This is a genomic window from Bradyrhizobium sp. CCBAU 51745 (assembly GCF_028128715.1).
Taxonomy (GTDB): Bacteria; Pseudomonadota; Alphaproteobacteria; order Rhizobiales; family Xanthobacteraceae; genus Bradyrhizobium; species Bradyrhizobium manausense.
Map to the genome: position 1 here is coordinate 103,260 of NZ_LBJP01000086.1, position 23,071 is coordinate 126,330.

The window sequence follows — 23,071 nt, forward strand, 5'->3', positions numbered from 1 at the left end:
CATCACGGTTTGGAGATCAGGGTCTTGGGTGTCGCCGAGAGGAAAACCAGGGAGCGGGCCGATCGGGAGCATCGCATCACCGCGGCTGCGCGGCTGATCGCCGAACGCGAGGGATGGAGTGCCGTCACGATCCGCCGTCTCGCCGACGAGATCGAATACAGCCAGCCGGTGGTCTATTCTCACTTCGAGAACAGGGACGCGATCGTGACCGCTGTCGCGCTCGAAGGGTTCGGCGAACTCGCCAAAGCGCTTCGGAAAGCCGCGCAGCGGTCGAGCGATCGCGGAAAAGCAATTGAGAATGTCGCAATCGCGTATCTCGCCTTTGCGCGCCAGCATCCGGCGCTCTACGAGGCGATGTTCACCCTGCCGACCAGCCTCCGCTTCGCGGACGCCGACACCAGGCCGGAGTTGAAGGACGGTTTTGCGGCGCTGGCTTCCGTCGTGGCGCCATCGAGGAGCGACGTCGAGGTCGCGACCGAGACGTTCTGGGCCGCTCTCCATGGGCTGGCCGAGCTCGAGCGGTCCGGCCGGATCAGAAAGAGTGCACGTGACCAGCGGATAGCGCTGGTCGTCCGCGGACTTCTTGATTCCTGAGCAAGGCAAACGAACGCGCGCAGCCAGGCGCAAGCGGCGGCGCGTAAATTAGTGATCCGGAATTTGGCCAAATACCTTTATCTTTTGGCAGACCGTCTCATGGGTGGACCGTATGGATTTGCTTGCGCTTGCCGATTTCAACCTCGTTGCGCGACATGGAGGCTTCGGGAAAGCCGCCCGAGCCTCGGGACGACCGAAGGCGACACTCTCGCGCCGGGTCTCCGAGTTGGAGAGCAGCCTTGACCTGCGCCTGTTCGAGCGCGGAGCGCGCACGGTGAAGCTCACCCAGGAAGGACGAGCGCTTCACGAGCGTACGGCGGCACTCCTCACCGATCTCGAACAGACGGCGGCGGCAATCGCCTCGGGCGGCGACAAGCCGCGCGGCCGGCTGCGGGTGAGTGCGCCTCTCTTGTTTTCGCAGACCGCGATGGGAAAGCTGGCGGCCGGTTTCGCGCTGAAATATCCCGATGTCCGGCTCGAGATCACGACGGAGGACCGCTCCGTCGACATGATCGAGGAAGGCTATGATCTCGTCATCAGGGTCAATCCGGATCCGGATGAAACACTGGTCGGACGAATCCTGATGCGCGACCACCTAGTGGTGGTGGCGAGCCCCACGCTGAAGCGTCCGAAGGGCGAGCGCGCCGTTCCAACCGTGGTACGGGGCGCGAGCGATATGAGCCCCGTGTGGGATGTGACTGCCCGAGGCCGGAAAGTTCGGATCACGACCGATCCGGTGCTTCGTCTGTCGTCGCTGATCATGGTGCGCGACGCTGCGCGCGCTGGCGTGGGCGCCGCGCGCCTTCCCGTGTCGCTCGTGAGTCGCGACCTTGGCGCCGACAAGCTGGTCCATTGGGGCGATGTCGACGGGCCGCCGATCGCGCTCTGGGCACTGTATCCGTCGCGCCGATTGCTGAGCGCCCGGGTATCGGCCTTTCTGGATTTCCTCAAGGGCGCCTTCCCCTCGGGCAGGCCCGAGGAGCTCGCCGCCTTCATCGACTAGGCGACCGGCCTGTCTTTGCGCACCACCCGCGTCAGCATCGGAAAATGCTTGTTGCCGCCCGCGAACGGCGGAAACTGCACGAAGTCCGCGCGCATGTGCTTGATCACGTCGGAGGCGAGTGCGTGCGCGAGGGCCGCTGGGCTGTCGAACACCAGCTTGTTGCGCTGCATGTGGTCGATGCGCTGCGACGGCAGGCGGTCGACCCAGTCGATGCGGGTGTAGATCTCGATCTGGCGGACATCAGGAAAGGTCCGCATGATCGAGGGGTGGTGCTCGAGATAATGCAGGTTCCAGGCGTTCATGTCCGCGGCCGGGCCGGGATAGTGCACGAGATAGCTGCACGGCGTTGTCGTGTCCGGCGGATGCTCGGCGACATCGACGGGAAACGCACGTGTCAGCATCACCTGGTGCGTGACGTCGAGATCAGTGAGGCCGGAGTGTCCGGCGCCCGTCGCGAGGCTGGCCAGGATGCCGTCGCGCCCCATCGCCGCCTCGCAGGCGAACAGGTCGGGAAAGCGCAGCTGAAGCGCAAACACGGGGCCTGTGCCGTCGGCCTTGTAGGGATGGTCGACCGACTGGTCGAGCGGCGTGAACAGCATGGCCTCGGTCATCACAGGGATCGATTTGACCAGCTCCGCAACGGCGTTCACCTCGTCGGGATGAACCCGGCGTTCGCCCGCGGAATCCGAGAATGTCATGAACAGCGAGATCATGCCGGCGTCGCCTCTGCGCCCTCGCCCGCATTCACATGCGGCACGAGCGCGGCTCTGATGTCATCGGGCCACGGGATCGCATGATGATCGACCAGCGAGGTCGCGGCAAGGATCTGGCGCGCACGCCAGCGCGGGCCGTTCGCGCCTGATATGACATGCTCCAGATGGAGCGATGATCCGCCGACCTTGACGATGCGCAGGTTGAAGGTCAGGAGATCGCCGAACATCGACGGCCGGGAGAAGTCGCACGCAAGATGTACCGTGGGCGTGCCGATCTTCCTGACGGTGATCAGCTCCGGCCATGGAAAACCGATGCTTGCCCAGAAATCCTCGACGACGCCGTTGAGGATGTTCAGGTAGGACGGGAAATACGCGATCCCCGAGGGATCGCAATCTCCGAACCTGAGCTCACGCTCGAACGCAAAATTCGTCATCAGATGGCGACAACCGGATGCCTGAGGACGCCGACGCCGTCGACCCCGGCTTCGACCACGTCGCCCGGCCACAGCCATTCCTGCGGGGTCATGCCGGCGCCGACGCCTTCGGGCGTTCCCGTTGCGATGATGTCGCCCGGCTCGAGCGTCATGCCCGACGAGATGTCCGAGATCAGCACCGGAATGTCGAAGATCATGTATTTGGTGTTGGAGTCCTGCTTCATGACGCCGTTCTTGGTCAGCCACAACCTGAGATCATGCGGATCGGGAATCTCGTCCGCGGTGACGATGCAGGGGCCGAACGGCGCATAGGTGTCCATGCCCTTGGAGAAGATCCACTGGCCGGCGCGGCGATTATCGCGCGCGGAAATGTCGATCATCACGGAATAGCCGAACACGTGATCCATCGCCTTGTCGGTGGAGATGCGCGTTGCGGTCTTGCCGATGATGACGGCGAGCTCGACCTCCCAGTCGAGCTGCTGCGTCATCTTGGCATTGTGCTGGATCGCACCGCCCGGACCGATCACAGAGGTCGGCGGCTTGGAGAAGACGACCGGCTGCTTCGGCAGGTCCTTGTCGGTGTCGAGTCTCTCTGCGGATTCGGCGACATGGGCCCGGTAGTTCAGCCCGATACCGAAAATGTTTTTCCGCGGCCGCGGGATCGGCGCCTGCAGCTTGACGTCCTCGACCGCAACCGCCGAGCCGGCCGGGAAGCGGCCATTGGCCTCCTCCAGTGCATCCCGGAGCGCCGGCAGCAGGGTCACGTTGTTGTCGATGAACGACAGCATACCATCCGGCCATGTCACGCCGCTGGACGCACCGAGGTGCTCGACATCGACGACCAATCCGTTGACCAGCGCGCCGAGGCGCGCACCGCTGGAGCCCAAAGTGTAGGTGACGAGACGCATGAAGGATTTTATCCGGCTGTTCTGGTTGAATTCTGCAATGAGGTTTCAGGCCGCGACCGATTGGTAACCGCCATTGTCGCCATAGGCCTCTTCCCGGTAGAGCCCGAGGCCTTCGATCACAGGCAGATCGTTGAAGCAGAACAGGCAGGCATCTTCGCTCACGGAGGCATTGCCGTGCTCGTGCCAGGCCCAGGAGGGAACGCAGAAGATGTCGCGTTCCTCCCATTCGAGCCGCTTGCCGCCGATGATGGAATAGCCGCGTCCCTTGGCGACCTGGTAGAGGAAGCTGCCGGTGTGCCGGTGCGATCTTGTTTTCTCGCCGGGCCGCAGCAATTGCATGCTGGCGCCGATGGTCTGCATGACATGGCCGCCGGTGATGGGGTTGACGTAGTTCATGAGCGTGCCGTCGTAGGGCGAGCCCTCGGTCGCGGCGGCGTATTTCTGCAAGGACTCGTAGGTCGGCTCCCACTCATATTTGAACATCGGCGAATAGCCCTTCGACCATTTCGAGCCGGCTGGCCGCAGACCGGGATTGCCCCAGGTCTTGGTCATGTCGTCGACGGGATAGCCTGACTCTTCCTGCTGGATCTTGGGATGCACGACGAAGAAATTGGCTTCGAGCGCGTTGACCAGCGGGATGTCGAGGCCATCCTGCCAGATGCAGACCGAGCCGCCCGCCTCGACGCCATGCTCGTGCCAGGTGCCGTTCGGCGTCAGCACGAAATCCCGCGCGCCCAGCGTCATCTTGTGACCGTCGACGATGGTGTAGGCACCCGCGCCTTCCATGATGAAGCGCAAGGCGGAAGCCGAGTGAGCATGGGCGGTGGCGACCTCGCCGGGATGCATCACCTGCAATCCCGAATAGAGCCAGCCGACCGCGGCCGACACGTCGCGCCTTCCGGGATTGTTGAGGTAGATCACCCGCCGGCCCGCCTTCTCCGGCGAGACCAGCTCGACCGAGCGCAGCACATGCTCGCGCAGATCCTTGTAGCGCCAGAGCACGGGGACCGAGGCCGATTGCGGCGCCCACGGCTCGATCTTGTTGGCGACCGTCCACAGCGCGCCGGCTTCATACTTTTCGAGATCCTTGTAATAGGCCTTCAGCTCGGGGGTGTCCTCGACATTGGCCCGGCCGATCACGTTCTCGCGCATGCTGTCCTCCAAGTCGTGTCGCTTCAGCTAGAGCAAAGTGAATTGATTGAAGGGATGGGAGCCGCGGGCGCTTCACCTCTCCCGCTTGCGGGAGAGGTCGGCGCGTAGCGCCGGGTGAGGGTTCTCTCCTCTTGGGGGTTCTCGCGAGAGGAGACACCCTCTCCCCAACCCTCCCCCGCAGGCGGGGGCGGGAGCGCACCTTCGTTGCGGTTTGCAGCCGGGCTCAATCTCATCATCATTCCGATCTCAGCGGGATCGGCATAAAGCCCTGCTCCAGGGCATCGCCCTCGCCTGCAAGGCCTAGCGGCGCCAGGGGGCGCCTGTTGACCCGCAGATCAAACACGTCGAACCGGTTGTAGTGCCCGACGATGTCGTGCATCTGCTTCGGCTGGATGCAGCGATCGAGGTCGATGTCGGCATAGACGATGCCTTCGTCGTCGATCAGCGGCGTGCCGACCACGCGACCGTCAGGGCCGATGATGCCGGAGAAGGCGCTGGACTTGCGCTGCAAACGTGCGCGCGCGTCGGGAACGACTGATACCATCGCCGCGATGATCTCTTCCGATACGGTCGAACAGGAGACGATGGTAAAGATCTTGCCTTCGAAGGAATGGGCGATGGCGCGCAGCTTGATCGCCTCCGCCATATCGTAATCGGGCGGGGCGACGGGAAGCGAGATGTAGCTGGCGACATGCACGAGCTCACCCTGGCCGAGTAGCGCAAAGCGCGCGAGCGTGTTGGTGTTCTCGCCGCAGGCAAGGCCGCCGAGACGCCCGATTTCGGTATCATAGACGCGCAGGCTCGAGCCGTCACCGCCGGTCCAGGTCAGCTTCTCTGCCCAGGTCGGCACCAGCTTGCGGTGCTTACCGAGCAACGCGCCATCGGGCCCGATGAACACCAGGGTGTTATAGATCGCGCCGAGCGAGACCGGGCTGCGCTCGTTGACGCCAAGGACAACGTAACAGCCGGCGTCGCGCGCGGCCTTCCGGACGATGTCGACCTCGGGCCCCGGCACCAGCACCGAGACCTTGGCAAGCTTCTCGAACCACGCACTGCCGGTGACGGGATCGGTGATCCAGTTCCAGTAGGGATAGCCGGGTACGAACACTTCGGGGAACGCGACCAGCCGGGCGCCATTGGCCGCCGCCTCACGCACCAGTGAGGCCGCCTTGTCGACGGTCGCGCTCGCATTGAGATAGACTGGTGAAGCCTGGACGGCGGCGGCTCTAAAGCGAGGCAGCTTCAGCATCGGCCCTACCCTGTCGGCTCGCTCATGACCGCCCGCCGGAAGTGCAGATCCGCAGGCGTGGTCGCATGGCGCGCGTTGACTTACTTCACATGTAAACGTATGCTATCGCATATTTCTGGAGGGTGCAATGGCTGAACGTTCCTTTGCTCGCGAAGTCGAGGATCTCCGGCTCGGCGATGGCGACACCTTTCGCGGCGAAGGCATCCTCGCCATCACCAAGGCGCTGCTGCAATCGGGCGTCGCCTATGTCGGCGGCTACCAGGGCTCGCCGATCTCGCATCTGATGGACGTGCTCGCCGACGCCAAGGACGTGCTCGACGATCTCGGCGTGGTGTTCCAGAGCTCCGCCAATGAAGCCGCCGCGGCGGCAATGCTGTCCGCTTCGGTGATGTATCCGCTGCGGGGCGCAGTGGCGTGGAAATCCACCGTCGGCACCAACGTCGCCTCGGACGCGCTCGCCAATCTCGCCTCGGGCGGCGTCACCGGCGGCACCATGATCATCGTCGGCGAGGATTATGGCGAGGGCTCCTCCATCATGCAGGAGCGCACGCACGCGTTTGCGATGAAGTCGCAGATGTGGCTGCTCGATCCCCGCCCCGACCATGAATGCATCGTCAACCTGATCGAGAAGGGCTTTGAGCTCTCGGAATTCTCGAACACGCCCGTGATGCTGGAGGTGCGCGTCCGCGCCTGTCACATGCACGGCAGCTTCGCCTGCAAGGACAATGTCAGGCCGGCGCATACCATCAAGGACGCGCTCAACAATCCCAAGCGCGACGTCAATCGCATCGTGCTGCCGCCGGCGGCCTATGAGCACGAGCAGGAGAAGATCAAGACGCGGATGCCCGCGGCCATCGGCTTTGTCCGGGACAACAGGCTCAATGAGTGGATGGGGCCGAAGGAGGGCAAGGTCGGCATCATCATGCAGGGCGGCATGTACAACAATGTCATCCGCGCGCTGCAATATCTCGGGCTGTCGGACGCCTATGGCAATACGCAAGTGGCGCTCTACGTCATGAACGTCACCTACCCCGTGATCGACACGGAGGTTGCGGAATTCTGCGCCGGCAAGGACGCGGTACTCGTCGTCGAAGAGGGCCAGCCGGAATATCTGGAACAGGCCATCAACACGGTGCTGCGGCGCAGGGACATCCAGGCGCGCGTCCATGGCAAGGACGTGCTGCCGATGGGCGGCGATTACACGGCTCAGGTGCTGCTCGGCGGCGTCAGGGAGTTCCTGGAGAAGACCGAGCCGCGGCTGCTCGGCAACCGGCCGCCGGCGCCCGATGCCGCGCCCGTGCTCAATCACCCCGCGGTCGAGAAGCTCAAGCAGGTGGTGCCGGCGCGCCCGCCCGGGCTCTGCACCGGCTGCCCGGAGCGGCCGATCTTCGCCGCGATGAAGCTGGTCGAGGAAGAGCTCGGCCAGCATCACGTCTCGGCCGATATCGGCTGCCATCTGTTCTCGATCCTGCCGCCGTTCAACATCGGCGCGACCACGATGGGCTTCGGCCTCGGCCCGGCCTCGACCTCGGCCTTCAACGTCAAGGCCGACAAGCGCTCGATCGCGGTGATGGGCGACGGCGGCTTCTGGCACAACGGGCTGACCAGCGGCATCGGCAATGCCGTGTTCAACAAGCATGACGGCGTCTTCGTCATCGTCGACAACTACTACACCTCGGCGACCGGCGGTCAGGACATCCTGTCCTCGCGCGCGGTCAACAAGCGGCGCAAGACCAACAATTCGATCGTGCAGGCGGTGAAAGGCATCGGCGGCCAATGGGTGCGCCAGCTCGATCGCACCTATGATGTCGGCAAGATGCGCGACACGCTGAAGGAGGCGCTGACCACCAAGGAGGAAGGTCCCAAGGTCATCGTCGCCTCCTCCGAATGCATGCTGAACAAGCAGCGCCGTGTGAAGCCGCAGATGAGCAAGGCGATCAAGGACGGCGTGCGCATCGTCAAGGAGCGCTTTGGTGTCGACGAGGACGTCTGCACCGGCGACCATGCCTGCATCCGGCTCTCCGGCTGCCCGTCGCTGTCGGTGAAGCAGCTCGACGATCCCTTGCGCGATGATCCCGTCGCGGCGATCGACAATTCCTGCGTCGGCTGCGGCAATTGCGGCGAGGTCTCCGAGGCCGCGGTGCTCTGCCCGTCGTTCTATCGCGCCGACGTCATCCACAATCCGAGCCATTGGGACAAGTTCAAGTCGAAGATCGCGATGAGCGTGATCGGCTGGCTGCAGCGCCGGCGCGACCGCCGGCGGCCGGCACTCGAGGCACTGGTATGAGGGACGAGACGGTCCGGCTGGCCCTGCCCGCTTCAGGTGAAGCAACCGAGCGGCCGATCTCCATTGCGATCGTTGCGATGGGCGGCCAGGGCGGCGGCGTGCTGACTGACTGGATCGTGCAGCTCGCCGAGAACCATGGCTGGGTCGCGCAATCGACCTCGGTGCCCGGTGTCGCCCAGCGCACCGGCGCCACGATCTACTATATCGAGGCGATGACGCCGCTCGATGGCCGCAAGCCGATCCTGTCGCTGATGCCGACCCCCGGCGATGTCGACGTGGTGATGGCGGCGGAGTTCATGGAGGCGGGTCGGTCGATCCTGCGCGGCCTGGTGACGCCTGACCGTACCACGCTGATCGCGTCCAACCACCGCTCGTTCGCGGTCGGCGAGAAGATCGCGCCGGGCAACGGCATCGCCGACAGCGGCGCCGTCACCGGCGCCATCGGCATTGCGGCGAAGACCGAGATCATCTTCGACCTCAATGCGCTGGCGATCGCCCATGGCAGCGTCATCTCGGCGGCGATGTTCGGCGCGCTCGCCGCGGCCGATGTGCTGCCGTTCAGCCGCGACAGCTATCTCGACGTCATCCGCGCCGGCGGCAAGGGCGCCAAGGCCAGCGTCGAGACCTTCGAGGCCGCCTTCGAGCGCGTCAAGACCGGCCCGGCCGAGCCAGCAGCACCGGCGCAAGCCGAGCCGGCCAATAAGACGCCCTTCTCAGCAACGCCCGGTCCGCAACTCGGCGCGCTCATTGCGAGATTGAATCAGGAGCTGCCCGTTTCAGCGCTTCCCATGGCACGCGCGGGATTGCGGAAGGTCGTCGACTTCCAGGACGTCGCCTATGGCGCCGAATATCTCGACATCCTCAAGGAGCTGCACGCGGCCGACCGCAACGCCGGCGGCGGCGCGCACGCCTATGCCTTTACGGAGGCCGCGGCAAAGTATCTCGCCAACGCGATGAGCTATGACGACGTGATCCGCGTCGCCGATCTCAAGACCCGCGCCGGCCGCCGCGCGCGCATCGAGAGCGAGCTCGAGATGACAGACGGACAGGTGCTCCACACCACCGAATTCATGCATCCCCGCATGGAGGAAGTGATGGGCATGCTGCCTGCCGGCTTTGGCCGCTGGCTCGGCACGCGGCCACGCCTCGTCGGCTGGCTCGATCGCCGCGTCAACAAAGGGCGGCGGGTGCGGACCTATTCGTTGCCCTGGTTCCTGGTGCTCTATGTCGTCGGCGGCATGCGCGGCCTGCGCCGTCGCTCGCTGCGTCACGCTATCGAGACGGCGCACCGGGATGCCTGGCTGAAGGCCGCGCTAGGGGCGGTCGGCACAAATTACCAGCTCGGCGTCGAGATCCTGCAATGCCGCCGCCTGGTCAAGGGCTATTCCGATACCCACAGCCGGGGCCTGTCGAAGTTCGACAAGACGCTGGCTGCGATCAAGCTGATCGAGCGCCGCGAGGATGCCGCCGACTGGGCTCGCCGCCTGCGCGAGGCCGCGCTGAAGGACAGCGCCGGCACGGCGCTCGACGGCGTGATCCAGACCATCAAGACCTTTGCATGATTCAAACCGCGCAGGATGCAGGATTGGATTGCCGTTCGCCCGCGGGGACGTCAGGATCAGGCGGCTTGACTACGATTCTCATGTCGTTCATCGGAGCGACAAACCAGCGATAATCCCCTTAAGCTCGACGAGACATTCTGTCCTCAATGGTCATGCGATGCCGGCAGCACTCAAAGAGAACGTTGTTCCCGTCCCTGGGCAGATCGAGACCCGGCTCTGGCTGCAATTGCTGTCGTTGCATGGCGAGCTGTTTGCCTCGCTCAATTCGATGCTGAACGCCGAGTTCGGCCTGTCGCTGGCGAAGTTCGACGTGCTGGCCCAGCTGGATCGCTACCGCGATGGCCTTGCGCTCGGGCAGCTGTCCCAGAATTTGAAGGTCACCGGCGGCAATGTCTCCGGCCTGGTGCAGCGCCTGCTCGCGGACGATCTCATCAGCCGGGAAATGTCCAGCGAGGACCGGCGCTCCTTCATCGTGCGCCTGACGCCGAAGGGCGAAGCGCTGTTCAGGAAGGCGGCCGACGTGCACAAGAAGCTTCTCGCCAAACGGTTCGAGAACATGTCGGCCCGGGAGCTCGACAACGCGCTGTCGGTGCTGAAATCGCTTTCTTCGAAACTTGATACCGAGAGCAAGAAGCAAAGTCGCAAGAGATAATGGCCAGAGAATCCAAGAGCCGATGGAAGTCGGGTCCGCCGCGGACGCGGGACCAGCTGCAAAGCTACATCCCCTATCTGTTCAACCGGCTCGCCAATCGCTGGAACCTCGACCAGAACCGCGACCTCAGCGAGCACGGCATCAACAACGTCGTGTTCCGGACGCTGTCGGTGCTGTTCATCTACAAGACCCTGACGGTCAACGAGGTCGCCGTGCTCGCGGTGACCGAGCAGTCGACCGCGAGCCGCATGGTCGAGTCCATGGTGTCGTCGGGCCTCGTCAAGCGCGAGATCGCCGAAGAGGACCAGCGCCGCCGCGTCGTCGGGCTGACGCCTGACGGCGAGGCGCTGCTGCGCAAGATCTGGCCGATCATGGCGAACAATTACGACAGGCTGATCGAGGGCATCGACCCTGACGACATCGAGGTCTGCGCGCGCGTGCTGGCCAAGATGGTCGAGAATATCAAGCAGAACCAGATTTGACTGGTGCGCTTAGATCACGCCGCTGGCCATTCGAAGAAACGCCGAGGCAAAGCCTCGGCTATGGCGGAGCGCTCGGGGCTCTCTCCTCTAGCTAGCAGGTGACGGCGGCGTTGACGAAAAGCGCCGTGCGGGCGCGGCGACCACCGGCCGCGCCCACTGAGCAATGTTCAGTTCTGCATTAGCTGCTTCGCGTTGTCGGGCGTAATCGCGGTGGTCGGCACGGTCACCACGGTCGGCACCTTCTCGGTGCAATCGAGCAGGATTGACTTTGCCATGTCGATCGCCTCCGGGCCTCCGGTCGGATAGGTGAAGGTGGCCGCCCACTCGCCTTCCGCAACCGCGCGGATGCCGCCAGCAGGTCCGGGCAAGCCGTCGGTGCCGAGGATCTTCACCTGATCGAGCTTGCCGGCGCCCTTGGCCGCGAGGCGCGCACCGGCCGCCATCATGTCGTTGCTCGCATAGACCGCCTTGATGTTCGGATGGGCCTGGAGCATCGCGGCGAACGCGGTCTGCGCCTTGTCCGGCAACCAGTCGGCGGCCTGCTCGGCGACGACCTGGACCTTCGGATTGTCCTTCACGCCGGACTTGAAGCCGTTGAGCCGTTCGACGGCGGGCGTCGAGCTCGGCAGGCCCTGGAGCACAGCCACTTCGCCGCCTTGCGGAAGGAGCTTGTCGGCGACGTATTTGCCCGCCTCCTCGGCGATCTTGAAATTATCGCCGCCGATGAAGGCCGTATAGTCCTTGCCGGGCTCGCCGACCGTCTTGCGGTCGAGTTCGATGACGGGAATGCCGGCCTTCATGGCCCGCGCGACGACCGGCGTCAGCGGCGCGGCCTCGAACGGCGAGATCAGGATCAGGTCGACCTTCTGGGTGATGAAATTGTCCATCTGCGAGGTCTGCGTGTTCACGTTGCCGGCGCCGTCGGCGATCTGCAGCTTGAATTGCGGCACTTTCTTCGCCGCAGCGGTGAGCTGATCGTTGACATGCTGGCGATAGGGCTCGGCATTGTTGGCCTGCGAGAAGCCGATGACAAACTCCCCGGTCTTGCTGCATTCCTTGACCAGCGGTGCGGCCTGCGCTGCACCGGCGAGGAGCGCCGCGGTGCCGGCGCCCAGCATCAGATTGGACCATAACCTCGACTTGGTAGATGCGCGTCGCATGATTCACTCCCCTGTTTTGCCTTGAACATTCCGCCACTACCGGCGGTCGCTTGCCGGCGGCCGCTGGCCACCGCCAGATCTTTACGTCCCAGCCTTTGCGTCGCCATTGGGGTCAACGACCCAATCCCTCGCGGCGACGAACGAGAGATTGAAGAACCGCGGCCACGACGATGATCGCGCCGGTCGCGAGCAGCTGCAGCGCCGCATTGATGTTGTTGAGCTGAAGGATGTTGGCCAATGCACCGAGCATGATCGCACCTGCGATCGTGCCGATCATCGAGCCGGCGCCGCCGAACAGGCTGGTGCCGCCGATCACCACCGCCGCGATCGCGGTCAATTCGTAACCTGTACCATCATTGGCGCTGCCGAAATTGAACTGGCCGGCGTGGACGATGCCGGCGATGGCCGACACCAGACCCGTAATCGCATAGACCGAGATCTTGACCAGCGTGACTGGCACGCCGGAAAGCCGCGCCGCCCGCTCATTGCCGCCGACCGCGAAGACATAGCGGCCAAAGCGCGTGAAGTTCAGCACGAAAATGGCCACGATCGCGACGACGAGAAAGACCAGGGTTGCGACCGGAACCGTGTTGTCGAACAGACGATCACCCAGCACCGAGAAGATCGGCGGCGCAAGACCTGGACCATTGCCGTAGGAGATATTGATGTACTGGTTGTTGGAGATCACCAGCGCCAGGCCGCGTGCGACCTGCAGGCCCGCCAGCGTCACGATGAAAGCCTCGAGGCGGAAGCGGGTCGAGATCGCGCCCTGCGCGCAACCGAACAGGGCGCCGCAGATCATGACGAACAGCAGGGTCGGAACAAGTCCCCAGCCCCAGGTCGTCATGATCGTGGCGGTGAGCACACTGCACAGGCTGAGCAGCGCGCCGACCGACAGATCGATGCCTGCGGTGATGATGACGAAGGTCATGCCGACGGCGATGATGCCGGTCTCGGAAATCGCCCGCACGATGTTCGCGATGTTATCAGGCGCCAGGAACAGGATGGAGCCGTGCCGCCGCGGCGAGAAGATGACGCCGCCGATCGCAACGAGGATGAGGCCGATGACGCTCTGAAAGCGGACCGCGATCGCGAAGAAATCAAGACGGCGCCTCGGCGTGGACCGTGCGGGTGCGGATTTCAAGAGTGTTGCGGCGTCATTCATCGCTATCGTCCTGACTGGATTCGGCCACCGCGAGGATGTCGTCCTCCGCGGCGCCGGCGGGAAATTCGGCAACCGTACGCCCACCCCTCAGCACGACGATACGATCGCACAGGCCGATCAGTTCGGGCATTTCGCTTGAGGCGACGAGAATGCCGACGCCTTGCGCGGCGAGCTCGCGAATGCGGGCATAGATTTCGCCCTTTGCGCCGACATCCACGCCGCGCGTCGGCTCATCGAGCAGAAGCAGGCGCGGCTCGCCGAGCACCTCCTTGGCAAGCGCGACTTTCTGCTGGTTGCCTCCGGAGAGGGCGCCGACCGCAAGCTCAGGCCGCGGCGGCCGCACGTCGAACGCCTTGATCGCCTGACGGGCGAGTCTCGCCTGGCGCACCTGCGACATCAGAAAGAACGGCGACACGCGTCGCAGCACCGAGGCGACGAGATTGCGTTCGACGCTGTCGCGCAACATCAAGCCGGCGCCGCGGCGATCATCGCTGACAAAGGCGACGCCGGCGCGGCGCGCCTCCGCTATAGAGGTCAGCCTGGCCGGCCTCTCCCCAACCTCGACGCGGCCCGACCAGGCGCCGGGACCGCCCGCGCCATAGAGTGTAGAGAGCAGCTCGGTCCGTCCCGCTCCCATGATGCCGGCCAAGCCGACGACCTCGCCGGCGCGCACCTCGAGCGAGACCTCGCGCGGCGCACGCCAGCCGGCCTTGGGCCGGCGCGGGCGATAGGCGGCCCGCTCCAGATGCAGCACACGGCGACCGAATGCGCCGCTGCGGCGCGGATAGAGCTCTGCGAGCGGCCGTCCGACGAGCAACGCCACGAGATCGGATTGCGGAGCGGTCGGCGGCGCCGTCCCTGCGATCCTGCCATCGCGCAAGATCGTCACGCGATCGGCGACGCGCGGCACCTCTTCGAGCCGATGCGAGATATAGACGATGCCGACCCCGCGCCGTGCGATCTCGCGCATCACATGAAACAACCGCTGCACCTCCGCAGCGGTCAACGCGGCCGTCGGCTCGTCCATCACGAGAATTCGCGACGCGTAGGTCAGGGCCTTGGCGATCGCGACGATCTGCCGCCTGCCGACCGACAATTCACCGACGGGCTGATCGACATCCACATCGAAGCCGATCTCATCAAGCCGCGCCCGCGCCGCGCGACGCATCGCGCCGCCATCGAGCACGCCGGCCCGCGTTAGCTCTCGGCCGAGGAACAGGTTGGCGGTTACGTCGAGGCTCGGGACGAGATCGAGCTCCTGGAAGATCGTCGCAACCCCCGCGGCCTGCGCGGCGCGTGGATCGGTGAAGCGGACGGCGGCCCCGTCGACGCGGATCTCGCCCTGATCCGGCGCGATCACGCCGGAGAGAACATTCATCAGGGTCGACTTGCCCGCGCCGTTCTCGCCAAGCAGCGCGTGGATTTCCCCGCTTTCGAGATCGAAATCGACGCCGCGCAGCGCCTGCGCGCCGCCAAAGCTCTTGACGATGCCGCGCATGGCGAGCAACGGGGTGTGAGAGCCCGTGTTCATTTGGGCCTCCCGCAAGATTCGCGCTCGATGATAACAGCGTCGAGTTGAATGGAACGCCGCGCCCCTTGCGGCGCGGCGATGCGCTCCATGAGCAGGAAGGCAGCGCGCCGGCCGATCTCGGCGCAGGGCTGCGCGACCAGCGTCAGGCGCGGCTCAAAGCAATCGGCCCATTCGAAATCGTCGAAGCCGACGATCGAGATATCCTTCGGCACCCGCAATCCGCGCCTATGGATGGCCTTCATGATGCCGATCGTCGCGAGATTGTTGCCACCGACCAAGGCGGTCGGCGGGTGATCGAGATCAAGGAGCCGCTCCGCCGCCTGCATCGCGCTGTTCGTCGTCGCACTGCCGGTCACCAGAAGGCGCTCGTCGATCGCGCCGCCGGCGCCGGCCAGGCCCTCGCGATAGCCGGCAATGCGCGCGAGCGTGGTCGCGAAGCCGGGATTGCCGCCGACATAGCCGATGCGGCGGTGACCGTGCGCGGCGACCCGCGCGACGAGATTGCGCATCGCCTCGCGGTTGTTGATGCCGACCTGATCGAAGGTCGGGTCGGGCATGCGATCGACAAGCACACAGGGCAGCCCGACGTCGCGCAGATAGGCGAGCGTGCGGCGATCGGGATCGGGACTCGGCGCGAGGATGATGCCGTCGACGCGCCGTTGATGCAGCGCCATGACGACCTCGAGCTCACGGTCCGGATCGTCCTCGGTATCGGACAGAAACACCATCATGCCGAGGCGCGCACACTCGGTTTCGATCGCGCAGATGATGTCGCTGAAATAGGGATTGGAGATCGAAGAGATGGCGATGCCGACCGAGCGGGTCGACGCGGCCTTCAGGCTGCGCGCCATGATGTTGGGGCGGTAACTCAAGGAGGCGATCGCCGCTTCCACGGCGCGTGCCGTGTCCGGCGCAACCCGCCGCGTACCGTTCACGACATGTGAAACGGTCGAGACCGAAACGCCCGCTTTGCGGGCTACATCGGCGATGGTCGCCACGTCCCCTCCCGTGCCTGGGCTTTGTTGAACAACCCAAGTTTTGGAGGATTATGTCACACGAAAACGTTTGCGCAATCGTTTTTATGCCATTCACTGTCGTCTAGCTTCGGCGTCGCCGCAAAAAATCGAGCCTGGTCTCACGGCCTTTTAGGGCCCCAGCCCGACGAGGCTGGTGCCGCCGCAGACATAGAGCACCTGGCCGGTGACGAAGTCCGAGCGCTCGTCGAGGAAGAACGAGATGGCGTGCGCGACATCCTCGCGGGAGCCGAGCCGCCCGACCGGGACGTTGCGCGCCATCCGCTCCTGCTGCTCGGAGTCCTTCGGGATGATGCCCCAGAAATTGTCGGTGAGGATCGGCCCCGGCGCCACCACATTCACGGTGATGCCACCAGCGGCAAGCTCCAGTGCCCAGGTCCGGGCCATGCCGTGCACGCCGGCCTTGGTGGCCGAATAGGCCGAGCGGGTCGCAGCGCCCATCGCCGCGCGCGACGAGACGAACACGATGCGCCCGAAGCGGCGCGCCAGCATCCCCTCCAGCGCCGCCTGGGTCAGCAGCATCGGCGCCCCCAGATGCAGCTGCGCCAGCATCAAAATGTCTTCCGGCCTCGCATCGGGCAGCAGGTTCGGCAGGATCACGCCGGCATTGTGCACAAGGCGATCGATGGCGTGATCGCGGCAAATCTCTTGCGCGACCGCGCGCGTCTCCTCGAGATCGGAGAGATCGGCGCGGTAGGCCGCGAGCAGCTCATGCGTCCATGTCGGCTGCTCCAGCCCGACCGAGACCACGCGCTCGCCGCGCGCGACCAGCTTCTTCGCCAGCGCCTCGCCGATTCCGGAATTGCCGCCGGTGATGAGTGTGGTGCGCTGCTCGCCCATGATCAGATCTGCCGCTTCTTGAGGTCGCGAAGGTCGAAGAACGCGCCCTCGCGCATCAGCTTCGCGACAAAATCCTTCAGGCTGCCGCGCTGGATTTTCTCGGTTGCCGTCAGCGGCAGGCTATCGACGAAAGCGATCCAGCCCGGCGCCTTGTAATAGGCCATCTGCTCCAGGCTCCAGCGCACGATCTGTTCGGCGAGCGCACGGTCGGCGCCGCTGTGTTCTGCGATGATCACCGCCGCGACCTCGTCGCCGCGCACCTGGTCGGGCGTCGCCGTAACCGCGGCCTGCCGGATCGCGGGATGGCGGTTGAGCACGGATTCGACCTCGACCGCGGCGATGTTCTCGCCGGAGCGGCGGATCACGTTCTTCTTGCGATCGACGAAGTGCAGGTCACCGTCCGCATCGCGCGACACGATATCTCCGGTGTGCAGCCAGCCGCCGGCCCATGCCTCAGCAGTGGCTTCCGGATTCTTCAGATATTCGCGGAAGAAGCCGTAACGTGGATCGGCGCCGGCCCGCCGCACCAGGAGCTCGCCGGGGACGTCGTTTGGAGCATCGTTGCCGGCATCATCTACGATCCGAACCTCCACCTCGGGGGCCGGACGACCAAAGCAGCTGGTGCCAATCTTGCGCGGCTCGACATTGGCGGCGATGACGCCGCCGCTGCCGGTCTCGGTCATCGCCCAGGCCTCCAGCAGCGGAAAGCCGAAGCGCTGCTCGAACGGTGCATGCAGCAGCTTGTCGACGCCGGCGCCAAAGCCGAAGCGCACGCTATGCGCCCGGTCCTGGTCCGATGGCGGTGCGCTCATCAGCATCGAGGGCATGACGCCGAGATAATGCAGGCAGGTGGCGCGGCTGTCGCGCACCGAGGCCCACCAGGAACGCGGATGAAAGCGATCGAGCATGGTCAGGCAGCCGCCGACCGAGAGCATCGCCATCAGCGACACCGCCATCGCATTCATGTGGAACAATGGCAGCGGCGTGATCATGCGCTCGCCATCGTCCCCGAGGTCGATCAGCCCGCCGACGTCGCGATACCAGTTGCCGGAGTGCAGGAAATAGGTGTTGGTGAGCACGCAGCCCTTGGGCTGCCCCGTCGTGCCTGATGTATAGAGCAGCGCGCATTCGCTCCAGCCGTCGCCCGCGCTGGCTGGCCGCGCGCCGCCGAAGGGCGCGGGAACGTCGTCCTGATCGGTCACGACCGGAATCGGCCGGCCGGCCTGGCGTGCCGCCGCCCCGACCTCTTCGCGTCGCTCGGCGAGGACGAAGGCCGCGTTCATCTCGGAATGCGCGATGATGTATTCGAGCTCACTGAGGCGCAGGTCCGGATTGATCGGCACCACGGAGACACCGAGCGCATTGAGGGCGAACCACAGCTCGATGAAGACGGGCCGGTTCTGCAGCAGCAGCCCGACCCGGTGACCTTCGCCGTAGCCGCGCTCTGCAAAGGCCGCGCGCCGGCGTTCGACCCGGTCGAGCATCGCGCGGTAGGAGATCTCGCCCGCGGCGATGCCGTAGATCTCGGCGGTCTCCGGCAGCACGTTGAGGAAGCCCGCCTCACCCCGGCGCAGCGCGGTCTCGCGAAAGCGGTCATAGACTGTGGTCGCAGCGGTCAAAGCAGTCTCACATGAAAAGCTGGATATTGCCGAACGGCGCATCGAAATTGACGAGATCGATCCGCTTGAGCTTGATCTTCAGGGCATCGCCGACCTCTACGAGATCGTGCGAGGCCCATCCCGAATAACGCTCCAGCGTATCACCGCGGGTCTCGGTGTAGATGTAGGACGTCCGCGCCTTGAACACGCCGGCTTCAGGATCGCACGCCACGATCCTGGGCGCCTGGAGCAGATGATGACAGCGGCTCTTCGGCTTCTGGCTGAAGGTGCGCTCGCCGGCCAGCCGCTCGACGCGAACCTTCAGGAGCAGCAGGTCCTCGTACATCAAGGACGGCTGCAGCACCGGATCCTGCTGCTGCCATTCCAACGGCATCCAGTAGCGCCCCTCGGGATGAAACAGTTCGAGCCAGGCCTGCCACTGCATGGTGTCGAGCAGCTCGGCCTCGCGGTAGATGAAGTCCGTAACGTCCCTCTCGCTGATCATTCCGCGGCCTCGATGCGCTTGTCCATGTCCATGGTCATGAATTTCGCCCAGGCATGGAACTGGTTTCGCATCTGCCGCTCCGATGTGCCGTTGATGACGGCCGTGACATCAGGCTCCTCATGATCGTCGTAGAGCCGCCGCAGATTGACCCATTGATTGCCGTTCGACTTGAGCCCTTCCTGCGCCCGCTCGTACATTTCGAGATCGTCGTGGCCGACGATCGAAGTGGGCGCGTTGATGAAGCGGTTGTACATCAGGGCGCGCTCGTAGAGCTTGTCGGGCGCGCCGACCAGGCGATAGACCCAGCTCTCCACCAGCGTCTTGTCGACCGCTACGGGGATGAAATTGCGCAGGATCTGCACCGCGCCTTTCACCATGATGTTCGGGAAATAGACGGTGTTGTGGCGGACCTCGCCGAGGATCTCGTGCGCCCGCTGCTCGCCATAGGCCGCAACCATCCGGTCGAGATAGCCGGGGACATCCTGATAGTTCGAATGGATGGAGTTGGCGACGCCGGTATGACCGTGGCCGTTCGGCCAGATCCTGATGCCGCTCTGCTCGTAGAACTCGTACGGGCTCATGAAGGGCCCGTAGAGCTGCACCGCCATCGGCGTCTCCGTGGCATCCCCCTGCTCGCGCTTCCAGACCTTGACCGCGGTGCCGGCCGAGCTCTCATGCGCCACCATGGGATGGCAGGTGTCGGTCTGGTTCTCGACCAGCATCTTCCAATTGCAGCTGTGCATGTAGCGGATCGGCGTCGCCTGGACGGCGAGCTTTCCCTCCGGCGAGCGGTCGACCATGTTGTCGATGGTCGAGAGGCTCTCGCCGAAATAATCCTCGAACGACACGCCATTATCGCTGAGGCGGGCGAAGATGAAATCGCGGTAGATGACGACGTTTTCGACCTTCGACAGCCCCTCATTGGCCTGGGTGTCGCCGAAGCCGGTGCCCTCGTAGCCCTTCTTCAAGGGAATCGCGAGCAGCGAGCCATCGGTCTTGAAGGACCAGGCATGATAGGGACAGCGAAAGAATTTTCCGGTGTTGCCGCAGGGCTCAGAGGCGATCTTCACGCCCTTGTGCGGGCAGCGATTGTAGAAGACGTGGATGGAGCCGTCGCTGTGGCGGCTGGCCATGACCGGCTGCCGGCCGATGGTGGCAGTGATGAAATCGCCTGAATTGGCCAGCTGGCTGGCATGGCCGACATAGATCCAGCTGTTCGGAAACAGGTGCTCCATCTCGAGCTCGAAGATTTCAGGGTCGACATAGACGTCGCGGTGCACCTCGGCCTCGCGCACCAGCGCGGCAATCGCTTGGGCATTCCTTCCGTATTTCGTCATGGCTCCCCTCACAAATCCAGCACCAGACGTTCGGACTTGGCGCGCGACACGCAGATCTGCATGACCTTGTTGGACGCCCTCTCCTCGTCGCTGAGAATGACGTCGCGGTGATCAGGCACGCCATCGATCACGCCGCATTGGCAGATGCCGCAATCGCCGCGCTGGCAGTCGTAGAGAACGTCGAGCCCCGCCGCCTCCAGCGCCTGGATGATGCTCTGCCCCACCGCGACGCCGACGACCTGCCCGGTCGATTTTATCTCGACCTCGAACGGCCGGTCCGGCGAGGACGGCTGCTCGGATTTGAACAGCTCGTAATGGATGCGATCGGCTGATACGCCGGCGGCGAGCGCACCGGCCTTGACCGCCTCGATCATGCCTGGGGGGCCGCAGACATAGATGTGAGCATTTGCACCTGAAGCGCCGAGCGCTGCTGCAATGTCGAGGCGGGTCTCATCGCTGTCGTAGTGAACGGACAGATTCCTGGCGCAGATCTTCTGCAATTGCGGCAGGAACGCCAGCAGTCCTTGCTTGCGGCCGGCATAATGCAGGCGATACGGACTTCCTCGCGCCGCCAGCTCCGCCGCCATCGACAGTACAGGCGTGATGCCGATGCCGCCGGCAAACAGCAGCGCCGGCACGCTGCCCTCGTGCAGGCGAAAATTGTTGACCGGCGCGCTCGCCTTCACGACATCGCCGACCTTCAGCGCATGCATGAATTGCGAGCCGCCGTTCGAGGCCTCTTCGCGCAGGACACCGAGCGCCAGCGCATCCCCGGGCAGGCCCGGCAACGCCATCAGCGAATACGGCCGGTCCCCTCCATCGGGGAGCGCCACGCGGAGATGCGCGCCGGCCTGCCAGCGCGGCACGGCCCCGTCCTCCACGCCAAACACAAGGCTCCGTATGAACGGCGTCTCCGCGGCATACGACCTGACCTTGAGCTTGAGCGGATGCGCGTCCATTCAGGCGGCCCGTGAATTATATGAATTTGCATATTTTTAGACATGTAATAATTGCCTGTCAATCGTCCGCGCGGGCCAGGCCCGGCGGGGCGCACATCGCGCCTCCAACTATTTGGGAAGATGGAGCTCTTGGTATACTGGGGTGTGCCGGCCTGAACAGTCCCGGGCGATGCATCGTCCCGAGCGCTCCGCCGACACCATCAGGCCGTTACGGCAGGTTGTCGCGCAGGAAGATGTCGATGCGGATGCGCTCCTGATCGGGGCTGATCGGCTCTTCCATGCAATGCGCCAGCAGCACCCGTGCGGCGGAGCGCGCCTCGTGGCCGGGATCCTGGTTGATGATCGCATCGAGCGTGCCGCGCACCAGGAAGCGCCGCGTATGCTGGGTCAGCTCATGAGTGATCCAGACCACGTCGCGCGCGCGGCCGGAGGCCTCGAGTGCCTCGGCAATGCCGCGATTGCCGGCGCCGCAGCAATAGATGCCGCGCAGGTCCGCATGGCGTTTGAGCAGCGCGGTGGTCAGCTCCCGCGTGCGCTCGCTGTCGTCACGGCCCTCGATGACAGGCAATGTCACCAGGTTTGGATACTCGCTGGACAAGATCTGATGGAAGCCGAACTGCCGCTCGCTGTGATCGCGCAGCGACAACGATCCCGCGATGACCGCAACCTTGCCGTCGCGAGCGGCGAGAAAGCGCCCCATCAGCGTTGCCGCGGTCCGTCCCGCGGCCGGATTGTCGATACCGACATAGTGCAGACGGCGCGAGCTCGGCGCGTCCGACACAAGGGTCACCACGACGATCCCGCGCGCGGTGAGCTCGTCGATCGCGTCGCGGACCTTGGGATGGTCGAGCGCGACCACGGCGACCCCCTGATAGACCGGCGACAAATCCTCCAGTGCGCCGGCCAGAACTTCCGGATCGAACACGTCGACGTGGCGGACGTCGATGAAGCCGCGCTGGCCGGCAAGCCAGCCGGCGGTGCGCTGGACCTGCTCGGACAAATTGGTCATGAAGCTGTTGCTGCCGGTCGGCAGCACGAAGGCGAAACGAAACGACTGCCCGCGGGCGAGGCGCGCAGCGGCGACGTCGGCACGATAGCCCAGTTTTGCCACCGCGGCCTCGACACGCGCGACGGTCTTGGCGCGCACGCCCTCGCGCCGGTTGACGACGCGATCGACGGTGGCGAGCGACACCCCCGCCGCGCGCGCGACATCCTCGAGCGTGGCGCGAGCCATGGGCTGGGTCGCGCTCTCAGTCATTCGCGCGCCGCCCACAGCATGCCGCGGGTCATCAATGTCCGGATCTCCGGTACGTCGAGCTCATAGGCGCGATGACCGAGCGAGGAATAGAACACCCTGCCCGCGCCATATTGCTTCTTCCAGACCACCGGCATCACCACGCCGTCGATCCAGGGCGCGTGCTCGCCGGTAAAGGTCGTCGTCGCCAGCACCTCGATAGCGGGATCGACATGCATGTAATACTGCTCGGAACGATGCTCAAAACTCTTCAGGCCCTTCATGATGGGATCGTCAGGCTTGGTCACGTCGACCTTGTAGTCGATGATGTTGCCGGGATGCGCGACCCATTGCCCGCCGCACATGAACTGGTAGTCCACAGAATCGCGGAAGGCATCGCACATACCGCCATGATGACCGGCGAGCCCGACGCCGCTGCGCACGGCCGCGCAGAGATTGAGCGCGTCCGCCTTCTCGATCTTCGACATGGTGTAGATCGGGATGATCAGCGAGAGATCGTGGATCTTGGGATCGCCGAACGCCTCGGTCGTGGTCTCGATCCGGACTTCGAAGCCTTCCGCCTTCAGCCAGCCGCGGATCATCGAGGCACAGAGATCGGGATCGTGTCCCGGCCAGCCGCCCCATACAATCAATGCCTTGCGCATGCTCATT

Annotated in this window: 22 protein-coding genes; 6 read left to right on the top strand and 16 right to left on the bottom strand. The window is 64.7% G+C overall.

The window, feature by feature from the left end; all coding sequences use genetic code 11:
- Positions 1-24 precede the first annotated feature (24 nt).
- Complete coding sequence (locus XH98_RS27195) at positions 25-594, top strand: TetR/AcrR family transcriptional regulator (protein WP_271620455.1); 570 nt, start codon at positions 25-27, stop codon at positions 592-594.
- A gap of 112 nt (positions 595-706) precedes the next feature.
- The gene (locus XH98_RS27200; RefSeq protein ID WP_271620456.1) at positions 707-1,597 is read left to right on the top strand and encodes a LysR family transcriptional regulator; all 891 of its coding nucleotides are present in this window, start codon (positions 707-709) and stop codon (positions 1,595-1,597) included.
- Here the strand turns inward: XH98_RS27200 and XH98_RS27205 are convergent.
- The 5 genes from XH98_RS27205 to XH98_RS27225 all read right to left on the bottom strand — a co-directional run bounded on the left by XH98_RS27205 (position 1,594) and on the right by XH98_RS27225 (position 6,053).
- Positions 1,594-2,310, bottom strand: coding sequence for a hypothetical protein (locus XH98_RS27205; RefSeq protein ID WP_271620457.1), 717 nt, complete (start codon positions 2,308-2,310; stop codon positions 1,594-1,596). The two genes, XH98_RS27200 and XH98_RS27205, sit on opposite strands and share 4 nt — an antisense overlap.
- Positions 2,307-2,744 carry an acyl-CoA thioesterase gene (locus tag XH98_RS27210; RefSeq protein ID WP_271602048.1) on the bottom strand — a complete coding sequence of 146 codons (438 nt, stop codon included), beginning with the start codon at positions 2,742-2,744 and terminating at the stop codon, positions 2,307-2,309. Before XH98_RS27210 ends, XH98_RS27205 begins: the two co-directional genes overlap by 4 nt.
- The gene (locus tag XH98_RS27215) at positions 2,744-3,652 is read right to left on the bottom strand and encodes a fumarylacetoacetate hydrolase family protein (RefSeq protein ID WP_271602049.1); all 909 of its coding nucleotides are present in this window, start codon (positions 3,650-3,652) and stop codon (positions 2,744-2,746) included. Before XH98_RS27215 ends, XH98_RS27210 begins: the two co-directional genes overlap by 1 nt.
- Positions 3,653-3,697: 45 nt before the next feature.
- Positions 3,698-4,804: a cupin domain-containing protein gene (locus tag XH98_RS27220; protein WP_271602050.1), complete on the bottom strand. Its 1,107-nt coding sequence runs from the start codon at positions 4,802-4,804 to the stop codon at positions 3,698-3,700.
- 235 nt (positions 4,805-5,039) lie between these two features.
- Positions 5,040-6,053, bottom strand: a complete 1,014-nt coding sequence (locus XH98_RS27225; RefSeq protein ID WP_271620458.1) for a carbon-nitrogen hydrolase family protein — start codon at positions 6,051-6,053, stop codon at positions 5,040-5,042.
- A gap of 127 nt (positions 6,054-6,180) precedes the next feature.
- Here XH98_RS27225 and XH98_RS27230 point away from each other — a divergent pair, with 127 nt between their 5' ends.
- The 4 genes from XH98_RS27230 to XH98_RS27245 all read left to right on the top strand — a co-directional run bounded on the left by XH98_RS27230 (position 6,181) and on the right by XH98_RS27245 (position 11,036).
- The gene (locus XH98_RS27230) at positions 6,181-8,340 is read left to right on the top strand and encodes an indolepyruvate ferredoxin oxidoreductase subunit alpha (protein WP_271620459.1); all 2,160 of its coding nucleotides are present in this window, start codon (positions 6,181-6,183) and stop codon (positions 8,338-8,340) included.
- Entirely contained in the window at positions 8,337-9,902 is a 1,566-nt protein-coding gene (locus XH98_RS27235) for an indolepyruvate oxidoreductase subunit beta family protein (RefSeq protein ID WP_271620460.1), read from the top strand. Before XH98_RS27230 ends, XH98_RS27235 begins: the two co-directional genes overlap by 4 nt.
- Positions 9,903-10,059: 157 nt before the next feature.
- Positions 10,060-10,554 carry a MarR family winged helix-turn-helix transcriptional regulator gene (locus tag XH98_RS27240; RefSeq protein ID WP_271620461.1) on the top strand — a complete coding sequence of 165 codons (495 nt, stop codon included), beginning with the start codon at positions 10,060-10,062 and terminating at the stop codon, positions 10,552-10,554.
- Complete coding sequence (locus tag XH98_RS27245; RefSeq protein WP_271602055.1) at positions 10,554-11,036, top strand: MarR family winged helix-turn-helix transcriptional regulator; 483 nt, start codon at positions 10,554-10,556, stop codon at positions 11,034-11,036. Before XH98_RS27240 ends, XH98_RS27245 begins: the two co-directional genes overlap by 1 nt.
- Positions 11,037-11,203: 167 nt before the next feature.
- Here XH98_RS27245 and XH98_RS27250 read toward each other — a convergent pair whose 3' ends face one another.
- From XH98_RS27250 to XH98_RS27300, 11 genes are all read right to left on the bottom strand, one after another.
- On the bottom strand, positions 11,204-12,154 hold the full coding sequence (locus XH98_RS27250) for a substrate-binding domain-containing protein (protein WP_442868638.1): 951 nt from the start codon (positions 12,152-12,154) through the stop codon (positions 11,204-11,206).
- 154 nt (positions 12,155-12,308) lie between these two features.
- On the bottom strand, positions 12,309-13,361 hold the full coding sequence (locus tag XH98_RS27255) for an ABC transporter permease (RefSeq protein WP_057758715.1): 1,053 nt from the start codon (positions 13,359-13,361) through the stop codon (positions 12,309-12,311).
- On the bottom strand, positions 13,354-14,892 hold the full coding sequence (locus XH98_RS27260; RefSeq protein WP_271602057.1) for a sugar ABC transporter ATP-binding protein: 1,539 nt from the start codon (positions 14,890-14,892) through the stop codon (positions 13,354-13,356). The genes XH98_RS27255 and XH98_RS27260 overlap by 8 nt, the downstream gene beginning before the upstream one ends.
- Complete coding sequence (locus XH98_RS27265) at positions 14,889-15,890, bottom strand: LacI family DNA-binding transcriptional regulator (RefSeq protein ID WP_271620463.1); 1,002 nt, start codon at positions 15,888-15,890, stop codon at positions 14,889-14,891. The genes XH98_RS27260 and XH98_RS27265 overlap by 4 nt, the downstream gene beginning before the upstream one ends.
- Positions 15,891-16,037: 147 nt before the next feature.
- A complete protein-coding gene (locus XH98_RS27270; protein ID WP_271602059.1) occupies positions 16,038-16,766 on the bottom strand; it encodes an SDR family NAD(P)-dependent oxidoreductase in 729 nt (242 codons plus the stop codon).
- Positions 16,767-16,768: 2 nt separating this feature from the next.
- Entirely contained in the window at positions 16,769-18,385 is a 1,617-nt protein-coding gene (locus XH98_RS27275) for an ATP-dependent acyl-CoA ligase (RefSeq protein WP_271620464.1), read from the bottom strand.
- Between the two features lie 7 nt (positions 18,386-18,392).
- Positions 18,393-18,869 (bottom strand): aromatic-ring-hydroxylating dioxygenase subunit beta, encoded by a 477-nt coding sequence (locus XH98_RS27280; protein WP_271620465.1) that lies wholly within the window; start codon positions 18,867-18,869, stop codon positions 18,393-18,395.
- Positions 18,866-20,206, bottom strand: a complete 1,341-nt coding sequence (locus XH98_RS27285; protein WP_271620466.1) for a Rieske 2Fe-2S domain-containing protein — start codon at positions 20,204-20,206, stop codon at positions 18,866-18,868. The genes XH98_RS27280 and XH98_RS27285 overlap by 4 nt, the downstream gene beginning before the upstream one ends.
- An 8-nt stretch (positions 20,207-20,214) precedes the next feature.
- A complete protein-coding gene (locus tag XH98_RS27290) occupies positions 20,215-21,165 on the bottom strand; it encodes a PDR/VanB family oxidoreductase (protein ID WP_271620467.1) in 951 nt (316 codons plus the stop codon).
- Between the two features lie 208 nt (positions 21,166-21,373).
- The gene (locus tag XH98_RS27295) at positions 21,374-22,423 is read right to left on the bottom strand and encodes a LacI family DNA-binding transcriptional regulator (protein ID WP_271602064.1); all 1,050 of its coding nucleotides are present in this window, start codon (positions 22,421-22,423) and stop codon (positions 21,374-21,376) included.
- Positions 22,420-23,064 carry a ThuA domain-containing protein gene (locus tag XH98_RS27300; RefSeq protein WP_057759104.1) on the bottom strand — a complete coding sequence of 215 codons (645 nt, stop codon included), beginning with the start codon at positions 23,062-23,064 and terminating at the stop codon, positions 22,420-22,422. Before XH98_RS27300 ends, XH98_RS27295 begins: the two co-directional genes overlap by 4 nt.
- Between the last annotated feature and the right edge of the window lie 7 nt (positions 23,065-23,071).